This window comes from Lysobacterales bacterium, assembly GCA_014946745.1.
Classification (GTDB): domain Bacteria; phylum Pseudomonadota; class Gammaproteobacteria; order Xanthomonadales; family Xanthomonadaceae; genus Aquimonas.
The window spans coordinates 20,203-38,038 of sequence record JADCRD010000002.1 but is presented as its reverse complement, the minus strand read 5'-3'; the positions used below and the strand labels follow the sequence as shown (position 1 = coordinate 38,038).

13 protein-coding genes are annotated in these 17,836 nt (G+C 68.2%); 9 read left to right on the top strand and 4 right to left on the bottom strand.

Translation table 11 applies throughout. The features are described from left to right. Positions 1-189 precede the first annotated feature (189 nt). From ubiB to H4O13_12520, 5 genes are all read left to right on the top strand, one after another. Positions 190-1,845, top strand: coding sequence for a ubiquinone biosynthesis regulatory protein kinase UbiB (ubiB, locus tag H4O13_12540; protein ID MBE5316215.1), 1,656 nt, complete (start codon positions 190-192; stop codon positions 1,843-1,845). A gap of 137 nt (positions 1,846-1,982) precedes the next feature. Next, complete coding sequence (locus H4O13_12535; protein ID MBE5316214.1) at positions 1,983-2,576, top strand: hypothetical protein; 594 nt, start codon at positions 1,983-1,985, stop codon at positions 2,574-2,576. Positions 2,577-2,720: 144 nt separating this feature from the next. Then, positions 2,721-3,776 carry an FtsH protease activity modulator HflK gene (gene hflK / locus H4O13_12530; protein ID MBE5316213.1) on the top strand — a complete coding sequence of 352 codons (1,056 nt, stop codon included), beginning with the start codon at positions 2,721-2,723 and terminating at the stop codon, positions 3,774-3,776. Continuing rightward, entirely contained in the window at positions 3,773-4,717 is a 945-nt protein-coding gene (gene hflC, locus H4O13_12525) for a protease modulator HflC (protein ID MBE5316212.1), read from the top strand. Before hflK ends, hflC begins: the two co-directional genes overlap by 4 nt. A gap of 435 nt (positions 4,718-5,152) precedes the next feature. Next, complete coding sequence (locus H4O13_12520) at positions 5,153-5,779, top strand: FMN-binding negative transcriptional regulator (GenBank protein ID MBE5316211.1); 627 nt, start codon at positions 5,153-5,155, stop codon at positions 5,777-5,779. 40 nt (positions 5,780-5,819) lie between these two features. On the opposite strand, the gene H4O13_12515 is transcribed toward H4O13_12520, so the two are convergent. From H4O13_12515 to H4O13_12500, 4 genes are all read right to left on the bottom strand, one after another. Beyond that, positions 5,820-6,368 (bottom strand): TlpA family protein disulfide reductase, encoded by a 549-nt coding sequence (locus H4O13_12515; GenBank protein ID MBE5316210.1) that lies wholly within the window; start codon positions 6,366-6,368, stop codon positions 5,820-5,822. Further along, a complete protein-coding gene (locus H4O13_12510) occupies positions 6,365-8,584 on the bottom strand; it encodes a protein-disulfide reductase DsbD (GenBank protein ID MBE5316209.1) in 2,220 nt (739 codons plus the stop codon). The genes H4O13_12515 and H4O13_12510 overlap by 4 nt, the downstream gene beginning before the upstream one ends. Before the next feature lie 174 nt (positions 8,585-8,758). Continuing rightward, on the bottom strand, positions 8,759-10,081 hold the full coding sequence (locus H4O13_12505) for an endonuclease (GenBank protein MBE5316208.1): 1,323 nt from the start codon (positions 10,079-10,081) through the stop codon (positions 8,759-8,761). Positions 10,082-11,422: 1,341 nt separating this feature from the next. Further along, a complete protein-coding gene (locus H4O13_12500) occupies positions 11,423-11,758 on the bottom strand; it encodes a divalent-cation tolerance protein CutA (protein MBE5316207.1) in 336 nt (111 codons plus the stop codon). A 511-nt stretch (positions 11,759-12,269) separates the two neighbouring features. Here H4O13_12500 and groES point away from each other — a divergent pair. The 4 genes from groES (at position 12,270) to H4O13_12480 (ending at position 17,799) form a co-directional block, all read left to right on the top strand. Then, positions 12,270-12,557 (top strand): co-chaperone GroES, encoded by a 288-nt coding sequence (gene groES / locus H4O13_12495; protein ID MBE5316206.1) that lies wholly within the window; start codon positions 12,270-12,272, stop codon positions 12,555-12,557. A gap of 165 nt (positions 12,558-12,722) precedes the next feature. Continuing rightward, positions 12,723-14,363 (top strand): chaperonin GroEL, encoded by a 1,641-nt coding sequence (groL, locus tag H4O13_12490; GenBank protein MBE5316205.1) that lies wholly within the window; start codon positions 12,723-12,725, stop codon positions 14,361-14,363. A gap of 351 nt (positions 14,364-14,714) precedes the next feature. Beyond that, entirely contained in the window at positions 14,715-15,293 is a 579-nt protein-coding gene (locus H4O13_12485; protein MBE5316204.1) for a sigma-70 family RNA polymerase sigma factor, read from the top strand. After that, complete coding sequence (locus tag H4O13_12480; protein MBE5316203.1) at positions 15,286-17,799, top strand: serine/threonine protein kinase; 2,514 nt, start codon at positions 15,286-15,288, stop codon at positions 17,797-17,799. The genes H4O13_12485 and H4O13_12480 overlap by 8 nt, the downstream gene beginning before the upstream one ends. Positions 17,800-17,836 lie beyond the last annotated feature (37 nt).

The window sequence follows — 17,836 nt, the reverse complement described above, 5'->3', positions numbered from 1 at the left end:
TGCCGGGCGGCGCTGAGGGCGAACGAGGCGTCGCTGATCGTTTCCGTTCTCGACATCGACAAATGCCTGCCACCCTCGCCACCTCCACGTTCCGCATGGCACAGTGCGGCGGTTTCGGTCGAGTCGCCCTGCCATGTGCCTATCGCTGTCCCCTGCTGAACGCCACCACGGGCTGTGCCCATGCGTCTGATCCGCAGCCCCTTGCGCGTGCTCACCATCCTGCGCGTGGCCTTGCGCTACCGCCTGGACGGCCTGCTGGAAGGCAGTCGCCTGGCGGGGCTGCTGCGGGTGCTGAAGCCCTTCGTGCCGGCGGCGCGCGGCAATGCGGCGACGCTGTCGCGCGGGGCGCGGCTGCGGCTGGCGCTGCAGGATCTCGGGCCGATCTTCGTCAAGTTCGGCCAGGTGCTGGCGACGCGGCGCGATCTGCTGCCGCCGGACATCGCCGACGAGCTGTGCCTGCTGCAGGACCAGGTGGCGCCCTTTGCCGGCACCCAGGCGCGTGCGGCCATCGAGCGCGAGCTGGGCGGGCGTATCGAGGACCACTACGCGCGCTTTGACGAAACGCCGCTGGCCTCGGCCTCGATCGCCCAGGTGCACGCCGCCGAACTGCCCGATGGCCGCGCGGTGGTCATCAAGGTGCTGCGGCCGGGCATCGCCCAGACCATCGAAGCCGACATCGGCCTGCTGCGCACGATCGCCGCGCTGTCCGAGCGCTTCGGCCCCGATCCAGAGCGCACGCGCCCGGCCGAGGTCGTGGACGAGATTGCGCGGTCCCTGCGCGACGAGCTCGACCTGCAGCGCGAGGGCGCCAACGCCTCGGTGCTGCGCCGGCACTTCGAAGGCTCGAAGGATCTCTACGTGCCGCAGGTGTTCTGGGACCTCACCACCGAAGGCGTGCTGACGATCGAACGCGTGCACGGCGTGCGCAGCGATGACCTCGCCGCCATCGAAGCCGCCGGCATCGATCGACGCGTGCTGGCGGCCAAGGGCGTGCAGCTGTTCTACACCCAGGTGTTCCGCGACAACTTCTTCCACGCCGACGCGCATGCGGGAAACATCTGGGTCGACACCACGCGCGTCGATGTGCCGCGCTTCATCGCGCTCGACTTCGGGATCATGGGTTCGCTGCCCGAGATCGACCAGTACTACCTGGCCGAGAACTTCACCGCGATCTTTGAGCGCGACTACCGGCGCATCGCCCAGCTGCATCTGGATGCCGGCTGGATGCCAGGCACCGTGCGCATCGATGAACTCGAAGGCGCGGTGCGCACGGTCTGCGAACCTTACTTCACGCGTCCGCTGTCGGAGATCGCGCTGGGCGAAGTGCTGCTCAAGCTGTTCAAGGTGGCGCACCAGTACAAGCTGACCATCCAGCCGCAGCTGATCCTGCTGCAGAAGACCCTGCTCAACATCGAAGGCCTGGGCCGGTTGCTCGACCCCAAGCTCGACATCTGGGCCGTGGCCAAGCCGGTGCTGGCCGAGATCCTGCGCGAGAAGCGCAACCCGCAGGCGCTGCTGAAGCGCGCGCGCCTGCGTATCCCGCAGATCCTCGCGGCGGCGCCCGAAGTCGCCGAGCTGGCGCATGCTTATCTCAAGCAGGCCGCCAGCGGCCGCGCCGCGCTGCGCCTGCATTCGGATGACCTGAAGCGGCTGGCCGATGCGGCCCAGGCCGGCCACCGGCAGACCGTGTTCGCGGTGATCGGCGTCGGTCTGATGCTGGTCGGCGCGGTGCTCTACGGTCTGGATGCCGGCGGGCCGGAGTGGCTGGGCGCACCCGCCGCCGTGTGGATCGCGGGCGCGGGGGCTGTGGGCGCCTTCTTCGCCGCTTGGCCGCGGCGCGGTTGAGGCCCGCAAGCGCCTGACCCGTGCATTGACGAGCTGCAGTCAGGCAGCGCCGATTTCACTGCTCGTCGCGCGCCGCAGGCAGGCGGTCGCGGGCGCTGGCACACTCGCAGCCCCGTTCGGGTCTTGCGGAGTCTGCAATGGTCTTGCTGCGTTCACTCGCTGCCCTGCTGGCCCTTGGCCTGCAGCCTGCCCACGCGCAGAGCCCGGCGCCTGCGGCGCCGCCGCCCTCGGATGCAGCGACCGCGACGGAATCGCCGAGCCCGCAGGCGCGCGCCGCGCTTCGCGAGGCGCAGCGGGCTGAGCACATGCGTCAGCTCACAGCGCGCGCCGACCAGCAGCGCCGCAACGCGGCGGGCGAGATTCGCACCCTGCGCGATCCCCTGTGGGACGGCTACGTGCTGGAGTTCGAGCACAGTCTGCTGTTCGAGGATGTGCGCGAGCAGGCCGGCTTCAGGGTGCGCGAGTACGAGCTGGCCCTGCGTCTGGTGCAGCCGCGCGTGGCGCTGGCGGCGCTGATGGAGCGGCTGCTGGATTCCGGCTTCACCGTCGAGGAGCCGATCGGCCCGCCGCAAGCGCGAGTGCTGCGCTTCTGGCGCCAGGGGCGCTCTGTGCAGGACGCGCGCTTCAGCGTGCACGTGGGCGAGCGCGCGCTGAGCGCGAAGCCCAGCCCGGTCGAGCTGGGTGCGACCGGCGTGCTGATTCTGCGACTGTACGAACGCCGCGCAGAATGAGCCGCGCGCCCGCTGTTCGGCGTATCTCCCGTCACACGCAGGTCGCGTCCGCGTCCTGCGCCCGCAGCCCGGAAGGGGCCACTTTCCGGGCAATGACAAGAAGCCGCAGCCAGCGGCATCGGTATCACCACGAGGATCGAAGCCATGAATGACGCACGCAAGACCGTCGAGAATCTGTTCGGCGGTGGACGCCCGCCGCGACCCGGCGGTGGGGGCGGTGGCAGCCAGCTGCCGAAGGTTCCGGGTGGCCTGATCGCACTGGGGATCGGCGCGGTCATCGCGCTGTGGGGCGTGGGCAGCGTGTTCTATACCGTGCAGCCGGAAGAGCGCGGCGTGGTCAAGCGCTTTGGTGAGGTCGTGAAGATCGCCGACCCCGGTCTGCACTTCAAGATTCCGTTCGGCGTCGACAGCGTGCAGCTGGTGGCCACCGAGCGCGTGCTGAAGCAGGAGTTCGGCTTCCGCACCACCGGCGTCGGCGAGGACGGCGCCAGCCAGTACGACGCCAATGATTTCGAGGAAGAATCGCTGATGCTTTCGGGCGACCTCAACATCATCGACGTCGAGTGGGTGGTGCAGTACCGCATCGCCGATCCGATGCAGTACATCTACTCGATGCGTGAGCCCACCCGCACCCTGCGCGACATCAGCGAATCGGTGATGCGTCGCGCGGTCGGCAACCGGCTCGGCAGCGAGGTGCTGACGACGGGGCGTGTGGAAATCAGCAACCTGGTGCGCGACGAAGTGCAGCAGGCGATGGAGCGCTATGAGACCGGCATCCATATCGTCACCGTCGAGCTGCAGGACGTGGTGCCGCCGCGCGCGGTGCAGCCGGCCTTCAACGAGGTCAACGAAGCGCGCCAGGAGCGCGAGCGGATGATCAACGAGGCGCAGAAGCAGGCCAATCAGCAGATTCCACTGGCCCGCGGTCAGGCCAACCGCGCGATCGCCGAAGCCGAAGGCTATGCCACCGAGCGCGTCAACCAGGCCCGCGGCGAAACCGCGCGCTTCTCCGCCATCCTCACCGAGTACCGCACGGCGCCCGAGGTCACCCGCACCCGCATGTATCTGGAAACGCTCAATGAGGTGCTGCCGAAGATCGGCAGCGTGGTGGTGCAGCAGGACGGCCAGATCTCGCCCGTGCCGCTGCTCAATCTGCGTGACGCCCAGCGCCAGCCCGCCGCTTCCGGAGACCGTCAATGAAGAGCCCCATCATTCTCGGTGCCATCGCCCTGCTCGGCTTCTTTGTCCTGCGCGATTCCACCTTCGTGATCGACCAGTCCGAGCAGGCCATCCTGGTGCAGTTCGGTGAGCCGATCGGAGAGCCGATCAACGAGCCCGGCCTGCACTTCAAGACGCCCTTCATCCAGGAGGTGCGCCGCTTCGACAAGCGCCTGCTGGCCTGGGACGGCGATGTCAGCCAGATTCCCACGCTGGGCCGCGAGTTCGTGATCGTCGACACCACCGCGCGCTGGCGCATTGCCGATCCGCTGCAGTTCATGCGCTCGGTGCGCGATGAGTCCGGCGCGCGTACGCGGCTGGACGACATCATCGACTCGGTCGCGCGCGACATCGTCTCGGGCACCAATCTCGAGGAGATCGTGCGCTCGCGCGACTGGCAGGTCGACAGCGAGACCGTCGAGGCGGAAGAGGGTGTGGTCCGCGGTGACGTCGATCTCGACAAGCCCAAGAAAGGCCGCGAGCGGCTGGAGCAGGAGATGCTGGCGGCGGCTTCGCGCCTGATGCCGGAGCTCGGCATCGAGCTGGTCGACGTGCGCATCAAGCGCATCAACTACATCGACAGCGTGCGTCGCCAGGTGGAGACCCGGATGATCGCTGAGCGCCAGTCGATCGCCGAACGCTTCCGCTCCGAGGGCCAGGGCCGCAGCCAGGAGATCCTGGGCGACATGGAGCGCCAGCTGCGCACCATCCGCTCCGAGGCCGAGCGCCAGGCGGCCGAGATCCGCGGCCGCGCCGACGCCGAAGCCACCCGCATCTACGGCGAAGCCTACGGTGCCGACCCCGAGTTCTACGCCTTCTTCCGCACGCTGGAGAGCTACCGCAACCTGGGCGACAACGCGACCCTGATGATCGATGCGGACTCCGAGTTCTTCCGCTATCTGGAGTCGACCCGCCGCCGCTGAGGCGGCGGGTCGAGGGAATTCGGGATTCGGGATCGGGGATTCGTAAGGGCAGGGCGCGGCGAGATGCATTCCGCGCCCTGCCCATAGGGTGGGTCTCGATCCAGCATGAGCTTGACGCTCGCCCCGGTCGTCCCGGGTCACCGCCCCCGGCGGCGGGTCAAGACCCACCCTGTGTGGTGAGGTCGGTAGGTCAAGACCCACCCTATGGGGTCTGCCGCGTGCTCCCATAGGGTGGGTCTCGACCCACCATGAGCTTGACGCTCGCCCCGGTCGCCCCAGGTCACCGCCCCCGGTGGTGGGTCAAGGTCCACCCTGTGTGCTGAGGCCGGTGGGTCAAGACCCACCCTATGTCCGATAGGGCGAAGCGCGCCAACGACACTCGCCCCACCCCGCTCTAGCGAATCCCCAATCCCCAATCCCGAATCCCGGCCCTCCATGTACACCCCCAGCGCCTTCCAACTCGACCAGGCTTCGGCGCTGGCGCTGATCGACGCGCACCCGCTGGCGACGCTGGTGTGCAGCAATGGCGAGGGCAGCGAAGTCAACCTGCTGCCGCTGCTGCGCGAAGGCGACAGCGTGCTGATCGGCCACATCGCCCGGGCGAATCCGCTGTGGCAGCGCTTCACCGACGGTGCGCGTGCGGTCGCGGTGTTCCGCGGCGCCCAGGGCTATGTGCATCCGGGCTGGTATCCGGCCAAGCGCGAGCACGGCAAGGTGGTTCCGACCTGGAACTACGAGGCCGTTGTCGTCCACGGGCGCGTGTACTGGCAGCACGATGCTGCGACCCTGCTGTCTCGGGTGGAGGCGCTGACCCGGCACATGGAGACGCCGCGTGAGGCGCCATGGCAGGTGGCCGACGCGCCGGCCGACTACACCGAGGCCCTGCTGCGCGCCATCGTCGGATTGCGCATCGACATCGAGTGCATCGAGGCCAAGGCCAAGCTCAGCCAGAACCACCCCGTCGCGAATCGCGAGGGCGTGATCGCCGGGCTGCAGGCCGCACCGGATGCAGGCGCCGCGGCTTTGGCCGCGGCGATGCGGCTTCGATCGCGATCCGAGTAGAAGACCGGCGATCCACGCTGGTCCGTGCCGCGCTGCGCGCTTACTCGTAGCCCGCGACCCACTCGCGCAGGCTGGCTTCGCTGAAGGCGCCGAACTTGCGCTTGGCGATGCGGCCTTCGGCGTCGATCAGCACCGAGTAGGGCAGCACCGAGTTGGCGTTGCCCAGCGTGGTCGAGAGATCCACGCGTCCCGGTTGGGCCAGGAACATCGGGAACTCCACCGGCAGCTCGCCAAGGAATTTCTCGACGGCGGCCGGGTCGTCGAGCGCGATGCCGATGACCTGCAGGCCGTCGGCTCCGCTGCGCTTGTGCAGGGCATCGAGCAGGGGCAGCTCTTCGATGCAGGGCGGGCACCAGGTTGCCCAGAAGTTGATCAGCAGCGGGCGGCCGTCGAAATCGCTGAGCTTGGCCGTGCTGCCGTCGAGCCGGCGCAGCTCGGCGTCCGGGCGCTTGGCGCCTTCTTCCAGCACCAGCGTGCCCTGCGGCAGCGGCGGTGCGCTGGGTGTGGCGAAGTGGCGACCCAGCAGCACGCCGCCGATGCCGCCGACCAGGGCGAAACCAAGGATCAGCGCGAGCTGCGCGGGCTTCATGGGGCGTCTCCGACGAGTGCTTCCTGTACGGAGGCGTCGGTCAGGATTGTCGGCAGCACGTGGCCCTCGGGCTCGCCGGGGTGGAACACCACGTAGAGCGGCACGCCGACGGCGCCGTGTTGCTCCAGGAACTCGGTGATCGCGGGGTCGACATTGGTCCAGTCGCCGACCATGTAGACCGCATTCGCCGCAGCCAGCGCGTCCTTGAACACCGGCTGCGAGAGCACGCGGGCCTCGTTGGCCTTGCAGGTCACGCACCAGTCGGCGGTCATGTTGACGAAGACGGTGCGGCCTTCGCTGCGCAGCGCGGCCAGACGCTGCGCCGAATAGGGTTCGACGCCTTCGGCTTGGACCGCAGCACTCGGCGTCGGCAGCCGTTCAACCATCAGCAGCGGCACGGCAGACGCAGCGATAAGCAGCCAGGCCAGTGCGCGCGCCGCGCCCTTCTCGGCGTAGCGGCTGCGCTCGAAGGCCCACAGGCCGGCGGCCAGCACGACGAGACCGATCAGGGCCAGGGCCACCGCATCCATGCCGCGCTGGTTGCCCAGCACCCACAGCAGCCACACGGCCGTGAGGTACATCGGGAAGGCAAGGATGTTCTTGAAGGTCTCCATCCACGCGCCCGGCTTGGGCAGGCTTTGCGCCAGCGCCGGCACGAAGCCGATCAGCAGGAAGGGCAGGGCAAGGCCGAGGCCGAGCGCGAGAAACAGGGCGATACCCAGCCAGGCTGGCGCGGTGAAGGCAAAGGCCAGCGCCGGGCCCATGAAGGGCGCGGTGCAGGGGCTGGCCACCACCACCGCCAGCACGCCGGTGAAGAAGTCGCCGGCCGGGCCGCTGCGCTGGGTCAGGCCCTGGCCGACGCCGGCAATGCCGCCACCCAGCGTGAACACGCCGGACAGCGAGAGGCCGACCGCGAACATCACATAGACCACGAAGCCGACGAACAGCGGCTGCTGCAGCTGGAAGCCCCAGCCGAGGGCCTCGCCGGCCGCACGCAGGCCCAGCGCGAGCGCGCCGAGCGCGGCGAAGCTGACCAGCACGCCGGCGGTGTACCAGAGCGCATGCGCGCGCGCCTTGTGCGCGCTCTCGCCGCTTTGCGCCAGACCAATCGCCTTCAGCGACAGCACCGGCAGCACGCAGGGCATCAGATTGAGGATCAGGCCGCCGGCGACCGCGCCGAGCAGGGCCAGCAGCACCGCCGCGATTCCGAGATCGCCGGCCGGCGGCAGGCTTCGCGCGACGTCTTCCGGCGGCAGCTCGCGAGCCGCGCCCGCGGGCAGGTCGAGGGCGATGCGACGCGTCATCGGCGGGTAGCAGATGCCGTCGGTCTGGCAGCCCTGGAACTCGGCGACTACGGTGACCGTGGCGGCAGCGCCGGTCGCGCGGGCGAGCGGCAACTCGACCTCGACCGGATCGAAGTAGACCAGCACTTCGCCGAAGTGCTCATCGCGATGGCTGACCCCCGGCGGCCAGCGCGGCTCGCCGGCGGTGGCTTCCTCACCTTCGATGCGGAAGCCCGAGCGGTCGCGGTACACGTAGTAGCCGCGTGCCGGCGTGATCCGCAGCAGCAGGGCGTCGGCGCCGTCGGCAATCGCCTCGAACTGGAAGGCTTCGGCCTCGGGCAGCGGCGCGGTCTCGGTCGGCGCTGCATCCACGTTCAACGGATTCGAGGTCGCGGGCAGCAGGCCGGCCTCGCCGATGAGCGGGGGTGCGCTCGGCGCCGGCAGTCCCGGCAAGCCACCTGCTGCAGGCGCTGGGGGCAAGCCCGTCGCGGTCGCGGTCGCCAAGGGCAGCTGCACCTCGATGGCCTGGGTGTGCGGCGGGTAGCAGATACCGACGTCGGCGCAGCCCTGATAGCGCACCTTGAGCGGCAGGCGACCGTCCGGCCCGGCGCGCACGCCGTCGAGACGCGCGATCAGCTCGCCGCGGTAGGTTTCGACATCGCCGAAGAAGTCGTCGGTGTAGGGCGTGCCGGGCGGCATCGCCAGCTCGCCGGCCGAGAGCCCTTCGCCGTCGGCTTCCGCGCCGGTGCGATGGCGATACAGGTAGTAGCCCTCGGCGATCTGCCAGCGCAGCTCGACGGATTCGGCATCGAGCGCGCGCGCCTCCAGCCGGAAGGCCTCGTCGATGGGCAGCAGCTCGGAATCGTCGATGGCGGGGGTGCTGCGGCTGGCAAAAAGCAGCAGCAGGCCGGCAAGGCGGAGGATCAGGGGCATGGTGGTTCGCGTCGAGGCAAGGCGCGCGGCGGTCGGGGCCAGACCGCGGCCGCTGCGTTTGGTTCGCCCGTGAGGGCGCAAGGGACTCGAAGCTTAGCGAATCGGGCTGCGGCGGGCCCGTGAGCGTCACCGGCCCCGCCCGTTCAAGCGGGCGGGGCCGGCCGCGCGCCGCGATCAGTTCAGCGCTTCGAAACCGTTGGCGAAGATCGCCGGCGGCACCGGCGTCACCAGCTGGCAGCTGCTGGGCTGGGCGCTGGTGAACAGCGCCTGCGTGCCCCATTCCGGGCGGTCGATGAAGGGGTTGCGATTGCCCTGGAACGAGAACACCACGTCGTTGCGACGCCGCTCGGCGGCGTCCGGCGGGTCGGCCTGGTGCCAGGCCAGCACCGTGCTCATCAGGCCCATGTAGGCCGGCGAGCTGGTGGTGCCGACGATCAGCGCACGGTTGTCGGTGAGCTCCAGATCCGGCTCGGCCTGGCCGGTCACCGGATGGCTGCCGCCCTCGTAGCGGATCGCCATGTACAGGATGGTGCGGGCGAAATCGCCTTTGCGCGCGCTCCACACCTCATAGCTGCTGCCGTTGAACCAGTTGGAATTGCCCGGGTACAGACCGGTGCCGCCGCCGACGCCGAGGTTCACATCGGTCGGGCGCTCGGTGCAGCCGCTGCTCTGCGCGCAGTCGGCATAAGGCTTGTTGCCGCGGTCGGCGTTGTAGCCGGTGTCGGTCAGATACAGCATGTGGGTGTCGGTGTAGGGCGCGTTCGGCCGGCCCTGTGCGTCCGTCTGGCTGGGGAAGCCGAGCGAGTTCGGCCAGCTGTGCTCGCGGTTGTAGGTGATGCCGGTGCCGGTGCCGGCGCGGTCGCTGCCCTTCAGGTACTGACGGTTGCGGTAGGCGTCGATGATCCGGGTCGGGTCGTTCGGGTCCTCTTCGGCCAGCTCCAGGATCGTCCAGGTGCTGGTGACGCCGGTGCCCGAGTAGGGGAACGCGGTATGGCCGCGGATGGTTGCGTGCAGCGAGCAGCGCAGCTGCTCGGGGCTGCTGGTGTTGACCTGGGCGTAGTAGTCGCCGACGCCCGCGCTGACCTGGAAGCTGACCTCGCGATCGGCCGGCAGCGCCTGGCCGGTGGCGTCGCGGATCTGGCTGGCGAGGATGCGCAGCGTGCAGCGGTCTCCTTCCTGCAGCAGGGCCTGCGGCGACAGCGCGACCGTCTGGCCGCTCGCCGGATGGTTGATCGATACCGCACCGCCCGCATCGCATTCCATGCTGAAGGCCGGCGCCGTGAGGGTCACGGTTTCGCTGAACTGCACGCTCGGCGTCACCGCCGGCGCGACGCCGGTGGCGCCATTGGCGGGCGTGGTCGAAACGACCTGCGGCGGCAGATCGGCTTCGGTAGCAAAGGCGAGCGTGACATCAGCAGCCAGCGGCTCCGGCGTGCCGTCGCGGTCGGTGATGGCCGCCGCCGGAATGCTCAGGCTGCAGTTCGCCGAGTAGGGCAGGGCGCTGTTCGGCGTCAGCACGATCTCGCTGGCCGGGCTGTTGCTGCTGAAGGCGACCGCGTTGCCGCCGCAGCTGAAACTCACGGCGGCGGCGTTGAGATCAACGCTCTCGGAGAAGCGCAGGCGCGGGGCCTGGGTGACAGCCACGTTGGTCGCGTTGTTCGCCGGGGTGGTCGAAACCAGGCTCGGCGGCGTATCGGCCAGCGTGCCGACGACGAGGTCGTCGATGGCGAGGCCGTCGTCATTGCTGCTGGCGTTGAAGTCGATCCAGCGGATCCACAGCACCTGATCCGCGCCCCAGCTGAGGCCCGTCAGGTTGCCGCTCACAGCGACCCGGTTGGCTGCGGCATTGCCAACGAGCGCGCCCGCGGTGCCCGCGGTCACCGGCGCGACGGCATCGAGCGCGTCGAACGCCGTCCAGGTGGCCGCCGTATCCGCCAGGCCCGTGGCATTCAGGCTGTACTCGAAGTCGAGGCGATCGACGCGGGCGGCGGTGCCGAGGCGCCATTGCTCGGCGATGTAGCTGATCGACACCGAAGACAGGCTGCCGCCGCTGCGGTTGACCAGCTGCACGCCGAAGCGGCTGTTGAGGCTGCCCGAGAGGATGCTGCCCAGCGCGCGCTCAGTGGAGCCAGTGCTGCCGTAGCTCCAGGTGTCGCCGCTGTTGCTGCTGCCATCGCCGGCCTGGTACTGGCCGTTGTTGTTGCCGCTGGTGCCGGCCTCGGCGATCGCCCAGCCGGCGGGCAGGGCAGCACTGCTGCCGCTATTGGCCAGCGTGTCGAAGTCCTGGCTGTAGCCACCGTTGAAATCCACCGCCTGCGCGGCGGCGAGCTGCGGCAGGGCCGCACACGAAAACAGGAACGCGACCGACGCGAACGCGCGGCCGGAGACGATGCGCATCTGGAACCCCCGAAGCATGCAGTGGATAGGCCCGGACACGGGGTCATCGCCGCCGTCCTTCCTGACGGTGCGCGGCCGTGTGGTGGTGCCGCCCGCGCGTGCGGGCCGGCCCGATCGGGCGAAAGCTCCGCCAGGCGCCACGCCCGAACGGAAGGACCGCCAAGGATAGCCGCCGAATGCTGCGCTGTCTTTTCAGCGCCAGGCCATAGCGCGAGGCCTTGGTGGATCACCGGCGGCGGGAAGCCCCGCGTGTTGCCCGATTCGTGGCCCGCGTTGGGCTGCGCCGGCGCTTGGCCCAAGCGACAACATCGACGCGCTTCGGTAGGTTGGGCCAAGCGCAGCGCGGCCCAACGTCGCGCACCAGTGCGCCCGCTGAGACCGCCGTGCGCGCACCCACTTCGCCCGGAACGCCGCCGCCCTCCGGCGGCGAGCGCTACGCCCTCAGCCCGCCCTTACCGGCGGCGTCGAGCCGAGGCGCATCCAGTCCAGATAGGCCGGCAGCCCGTCTTCAATCGGGAGCGCGATCAGCTCGGGCAGCGCATAGGGATGCAGGCGGCGGATCTCCTCGATCAATGCGGGCAAGGTGCTCGCGCGGGTCTTGATCAGCAGCTGCACTTCGCGCGCCGTTTCGACCTGACCCTGCCAGCGGTACACCGAGGTGACGCCCGGCAGCAGGCTGACGCAGGCGGCGAGCTGGGCGTCGACCAGGGCGCGCGCGATGGCCTCGGCGACCAGCGGGTCGGGGGCGGTGGTGAGGACAAGCTGGAGGTCGGACATCGTTAGGGCCGGGATTGGGGATTGGGGATTCGTACGAGCAGGATTGGCTGGGGCAGCGCCTGAGGGCAGCCAGCGGCTCGGATGCCGTCGCCAGCGCGTACATCATCAGCGGGCATAGGGTGGGTCTTGACCCACCGGAGCTTAACGCTCGCCCCAGTCCCCCGAGGTCACCGCTCCTCGCTCAGGTGGCGCCCGGCCGACAGTACTCGGAGCCGAAGGAGCAGGCACGGCTGCGCCGGGGCTGAGGGCGATTACGTCCGCCTGTGCCCCCGGCAAGCCGCGGCACCGGACGCGCCGGGTCGGCGTTCGCACCTTCCCGCGCTCCTCCCTCTTGAAAGCGCAGATCGGCCGCCCCATTTGTCTCCCGCCTCGACGCTGACGTCGGTCGAGCAGCCTACCCGGCTGGCATCGACGGCGTCACATTCCGTGGCTAAACTTGGCACTCACCAACGGCGAGTGCTAACAAAGCGCGTTGGACCATCGACAAATCAGCAACTTACCGAGGATCCACATGAACCTGAAACCCCTGCACGATCGCGTCGTCATCAAGCGCATGGAAGAAGAGAAGGTCTCTGCCGGCGGCATCGTGATCCCCGACAGCGCCACCGAGAAGCCCATCCGCGGCGAAGTCGTCGCCGTGGGCGAAGGCAAGCCGCTCGACAACGGCAGCGTGCGCGCGCTGAAGGTCAAGGCCGGTGACAAGGTGCTGTTCGGCAAGTACGCCGGCACCGAGGTCAAGGTCGACGGCACCGAGTACCTGGTGGTGCGCGAGGACGACATCTTGGCCGTCATCGGCTGAAGCCGCTGACGGCGGGATTGGGGATTAGGGATTGGGGATTCGTAGAAGCCTCGCGCTTCCGCCCATCGAGGCGTATCGATCCCATCGCCCTGCCCGAATCCTGTCACTGCTGATGTCGCAATCCCGAATCCCCAACCCCCAATCCCCGCTTCTGAGGTAATCCCCATGGCAGCCAAAGAAATCAAGTTCGGCGAAGACGCCCGCGTCAAGATCCTGCGCGGCGTGAACATTCTGGCCAACGCCGTCAAGGCCACGCTGGGCCCGAAGGGCCGCAACGTCGTGCTCGACAAGAGCTTCGGCGCCCCGACCATCACCAAGGACGGCGTCTCCGTCGCCAAGGAAATCGAGCTTGCCGACAAGTTCGAGAACATGGGCGCGCAGATGGTCAAGGAAGTCGCTTCCAAGACCTCCGACAACGCCGGTGACGGCACCACCACCGCGACCGTCCTGGCCCAGGCCATGATCCGCGAGGGCATGAAGGCGGTCGCCGCCGGCATGAACCCGATGGATCTGAAGCGCGGCATCGACAAGGCCGTGATCGCCGCCGTCGCCGAGCTGAAGAAGCTGTCCAAGCCCACCGCTGACGACAAGGCCATCGCCCAGGTCGGCACCATCTCCGCCAACTCCGACGAGTCGATCGGCAACATCATTGCCGACGCCATGAAGAAGGTCGGCAAGGAAGGCGTGATCACCGTTGAAGAAGGTTCGGGCCTGGAGAACGAGCTCGACGTCGTCGAGGGCATGCAGTTCGACCGCGGCTACCTCTCGCCCTACTTCATCAACAACCAGCAGAGCCAGCAGGTTGAGCTGGATGACCCGTTCATCCTGCTGCACGACAAGAAGATCTCGAACGTGCGCGAGCTGCTGCCGGTGCTGGAAGGCGTGGCCAAGGCCGGCAAGCCGCTGCTGATCGTCGCCGAGGAAGTCGAAGGCGAAGCGCTGGCGACCCTGGTCGTCAACACCATCCGCGGCATCGTCAAGGTCTGCGCAGTGAAGGCCCCGGGCTTCGGCGACCGTCGCAAGGCGATGCTGGAAGACATGGCGATCCTCACGGGCGGCACCGTGATCTCCGAAGAAGTCGGCCTGCAGCTTGAGAAGGCCACCATCAAGGATCTGGGCCGCGCCAAGAAGATCGTCGTCTCCAAGGAGAACAGCACGATCATCGACGGCGCCGGCGATGCCGACGGCATCCAGGCCCGCATCAAGCAGATCAAGGCGCAGATCGAGGAGACCTCCTCCGACTACGACCGCGAGAAGCTGCAGGAGCGCGTGGCCAAGCTGGCCGGCGGCGTGGCCGTCATCAAGGTCGGTGCTGCCACCGAAGTCGAGATGAAGGAAAAGAAGGCCCGCGTCGAAGACGCCCTGCACGCCACCCGTGCGGCCGTCGAAGAAGGCGTGGTCCCGGGCGGCGGCGTCGCCCTGATCCGCGCGCTGACCGCGATCGCTGACCTGAAGGGCATCAACGAAGAGCAGAACCACGGCATCGTGATCGCCAAGCGCGCCATGGAAGCCCCGCTGCGCGAGATCGTCACCAACGCCGGCGAAGAGCCCTCCGTGATCCTCAACAAGGTCGCGGAAGGCCAGGGCAACTTCGGCTACAACGCCGCTACCGGCGAGTTCGGCGACATGGTCGCGATGGGCATCCTGGACCCGACCAAGGTCACCCGCACGGCGCTGCAGAACGCGGCCTCGATCGCTGGCCTGCTGATCACCACCGAAGCCATGGTCGCCGAGCTGCCGAAGAAAGACGCCCCGGCCGGCGGTGACCACGGTCACGGCGGTGGTATGGGTGGCATGGACTTCTAAGTCCTGCTTCTCCAAGCGTCAGGTGTTGAACAGAAGCCCCGCCTTGTGCGGGGCTTCTGCTTTGGCTCGCTGCAAGCTGAAGAAGCGCGCGCAGCAGAGAAAGCAGGACCTTGCGCCTGCTGGGGCAGACGCATCGATCCCAAGGGCCATCTGCACCGAGAAACTCCGCGGCTTCGTTGCCGACCTTGCGCAAGCTCTCCTGGCAAGCGGATGGGAGCTTCCTGGGCCCGTTCGGCTGCTCGCGCTCTGGGCCAAGCACAGGCGCCTGCACAGCGCCGGGGCGAGTGCTTGTGCGACCTGTTCCTTCCGGCCAGACTGTTCGCAACGGACGATTGAATTCTTTTTGCGACCATGCTGACCGAGCTTCTGCAACGCTGGAGAGCCGGCGAACGAGCCGTCGAAGCCCAGCTGATGGAGCTCGCGTATCCCGTGCTTCGCGAGATCGCCCATGCGCATGCACGCCGTAACCCAGATGTCCTGACTCTGCAGCCCACCGAGCTGGCGCACGAAGCCTACGAGCGTCTGGCCGAGCAGAGTGAAGTCGACTGGAAGAGCCGGCAGCACTTCTTCGCAATCGCAGCCACGATCACGCGACGAGTGATGATCGACTACCTCAGGATGCGAAGCAGCGAAAAGCGTGGTGGAGGTCTGCCATTCGTGTCGCTGACTTCACTGGCCGAGACCGAACTGCCGGTCATCGACGAGTCGCTGGACTGGATCGGCCTTGACACGGCGCTTGACGAGCTTTCGCAGCAAGATGCAGACCTCGGCCGCCTGGTTGAACTCAAGTTCTTCTCCGGCCTCAACACGGAAGAGATCGCCGAGGTCATGGGAAGCTCAGTCGCCACGGTGGGGCGGCAGTGGCGTTTCGCGCGCGCCTGGCTGGGTCATCGGCTCAGCGTCGACGTGCAGGCCTGTTCGGGTGCATAGGCTGCAGGAGCTGTTCGCGGCTGCCTGCGAGCTGCCCGATACCGAACGCGATCTCTTCATTGATCGCAGCTGCGGTGACGCCTCTGAACTGGCCGTCGAGTTGCGCCAGCTGCTGCGCGCCGATCGCATGCTCGCCGGGGCAGAGCCTGCGCGGCCCGGAAAGGTGGGCTACGAATGGATCGATGCGGTCACGAGCTCCCGGCTGCGGCCTGGAGCACGGGTCGGCGAGTACACGCTGTGCGAGCCGATTGGCGCGGGCGGGATGGGCGTGGTGTTCCGGGCTGAGCGCGACATCCAGGGTGCCCGCCAACAGGTCGCGATCAAGGTTCTCCGCGGCGGGCTGCTGGACCCGGAGGTGCTGCGTCGCTTCAGGATCGAATGTCAGTCCCTGGCTCGGCTCGACCATCCCTACATCGCTGCGCTTCTGGAGCAGGGCGTCCTCGATGAGGGTGTGCCCTATCTGGTGCTGAGCTATGTCCGCGGGCTGCCGATCACCCAGTACGCCGAGAAGCACACCCTCAGCGTGCGCGCCAGGATCGAGCTGATGCGTCGCGTCTGCCAAGCGGTGTCGCATGCCCACCGGTACCTTGTGGTCCACCGCGATCTGAAGCCGGCCAATGTCCTGGTGGAAGTGAACGGGCTGCCGAAGCTGCTGGATTTCGGCATCGCCAGACTGCTGCCGGAGGAAAGTGCTTCCCAAGGCGACTGGACACGCACCGCCCATCGCTGCTTCTCGCCCGCGTATGCGGCGCCCGAGCAGCTCAGGGGAGAGGACAGTCGCGTCAGCTCAGACGTGTATTCGCTCGGCGCTCTGCTGTACGAACTGCTCGCTGGCGTGCCGGCGCTGCCGCTGCAGGGCCTCAGTGCGGGTGAAGCCGAGCGCCTGATCCTTGAGCACACGCCGACGGCGCCGAGTGTCCGCATAAGCGGTCAGGGCACTGAGGCCAAGAGCCTGAAGCGCAGCCTGAAGGGTGATCTCGACGACATCGTGCTGCGCTGTCTGCGCAAGCGCCCCGAGGAGCGCTACGCCTCGGTGGAGCAGCTGGACGCTGATCTTGAGTGCTTCCTGCAAGGTCGTCCGGTGAGCGCGCGTGGCAGCCATCGCTGGTATCGCGCGAGGAAATTCATCGCAAGGCACCGCATCGCCGTGACTTCAGTGGCAGCGGGTCTGCTCGGGCTGTCGATGGCTACGGTGGTCCTTTGGCAGCAGAACCGCGAACTGCGGATGCAGCGGGACCTTTCGTCCAGCGCCCTTGGCGTGCTCAGGTCGGCTTTCGTCGCCGCTGATCCCATCCGCGCCAGTGGCGCGGATGTGAGCGCGGGTCGCATCCTGGATGCAGCGCGTGAGCAGTTCGATGAGATCGAGCGCGACCAGCCCGAGCTGTTCGCCCGGCTCGCCGGCAGCGTGGCGGAAGTGGATCTCTCGCTGGGGCGTTTCGCCCAAGGCGTGGACCTTCTGGAGCGCGCTCTGGCGGCATCGGCCGGCGGCGAGCTTTCCGCCGATGAACTTGACGGGCTGCGCCTGCAGCTTGCACGGGCGCTGTTGGGAAGCGCCGAGTGGGAGAGGGCGGGCCAATTGCTGGCGACTGAAGTGCCGGCGGATCGAATCCACCATCTTGATTGGCTGACGACCCGGGGAAGGCAGTTGGCGCACAGCGGAAATCCGGACCAGGCCCTACCGCTGCTCGAGCGTGCGCTGGCCTTGTCGTCGACACGAGGTCCCGAAGATGAACTCGCAACCCGGGTGCGCTACACCTTGGCCGAGGCCCACAGCGTTGCCAAGCAGACCCAACAGGAACTGGCTGTGCTCGATGAAACTCTGGCCTGGCAGCGGCAAACGCTGCCGGACACCCATGCGCAGGTCCTGCGTACGCGCATGCGTCGGGTCGCCGCGCTGCGCGCATCGGACAAAACCGTAGAAGCCGTGGGTGAGGCCCGCGCCAGCCTGGGATTGATCGTCCGGGCCTTCGGGCCGGACAGTGCAGAAGCCATCTACGGCTACAACACCTTGGGCCGTGCGCTCGAACACAACGCGCAGCCGGATCTGGCGCTGGTCGAGTATCGACAGGCTCTGGAAGCCGCGAAACGCGGCCTGGGCGCGGACCATGTCAGCACGCAGCGCATCCAGTTCAATGTTGCTCACCTGTTGGACAAGGCCGGGGGGCACGAGGCCGAGGCCGAGCGCCTGTACCGCGGCGCGCTTGAAGCCAGCCAGGACCGGGGCGGTGCAGGGAGCGCGCTCAGCACCTACTTCAGGCTGCACTTCGCCCGCTTCCTGAATGGCAATGGGCGCGCCGAAGAAGCGCTGCAGCTGTTGGTGCACCCGGAGGCCGCCGTCGGGCTGGCGAATTCCAGCGCGTTCAATCGCGCGGAATACCTGGGCACGGTCGGGGCGCTGACGGCCGCGCTCGATTGCCGGCCCGCGAACACGGCCTCTGGCGCCTTGAGCGAGGTCTGCGAGCGCGCCCGCCGCCTTCTTGCAGCGAGCCCTGCCCCCTCACCCTGATCGGCGATTTCGCCAGAATCCGAGTTTGTAGTTGACC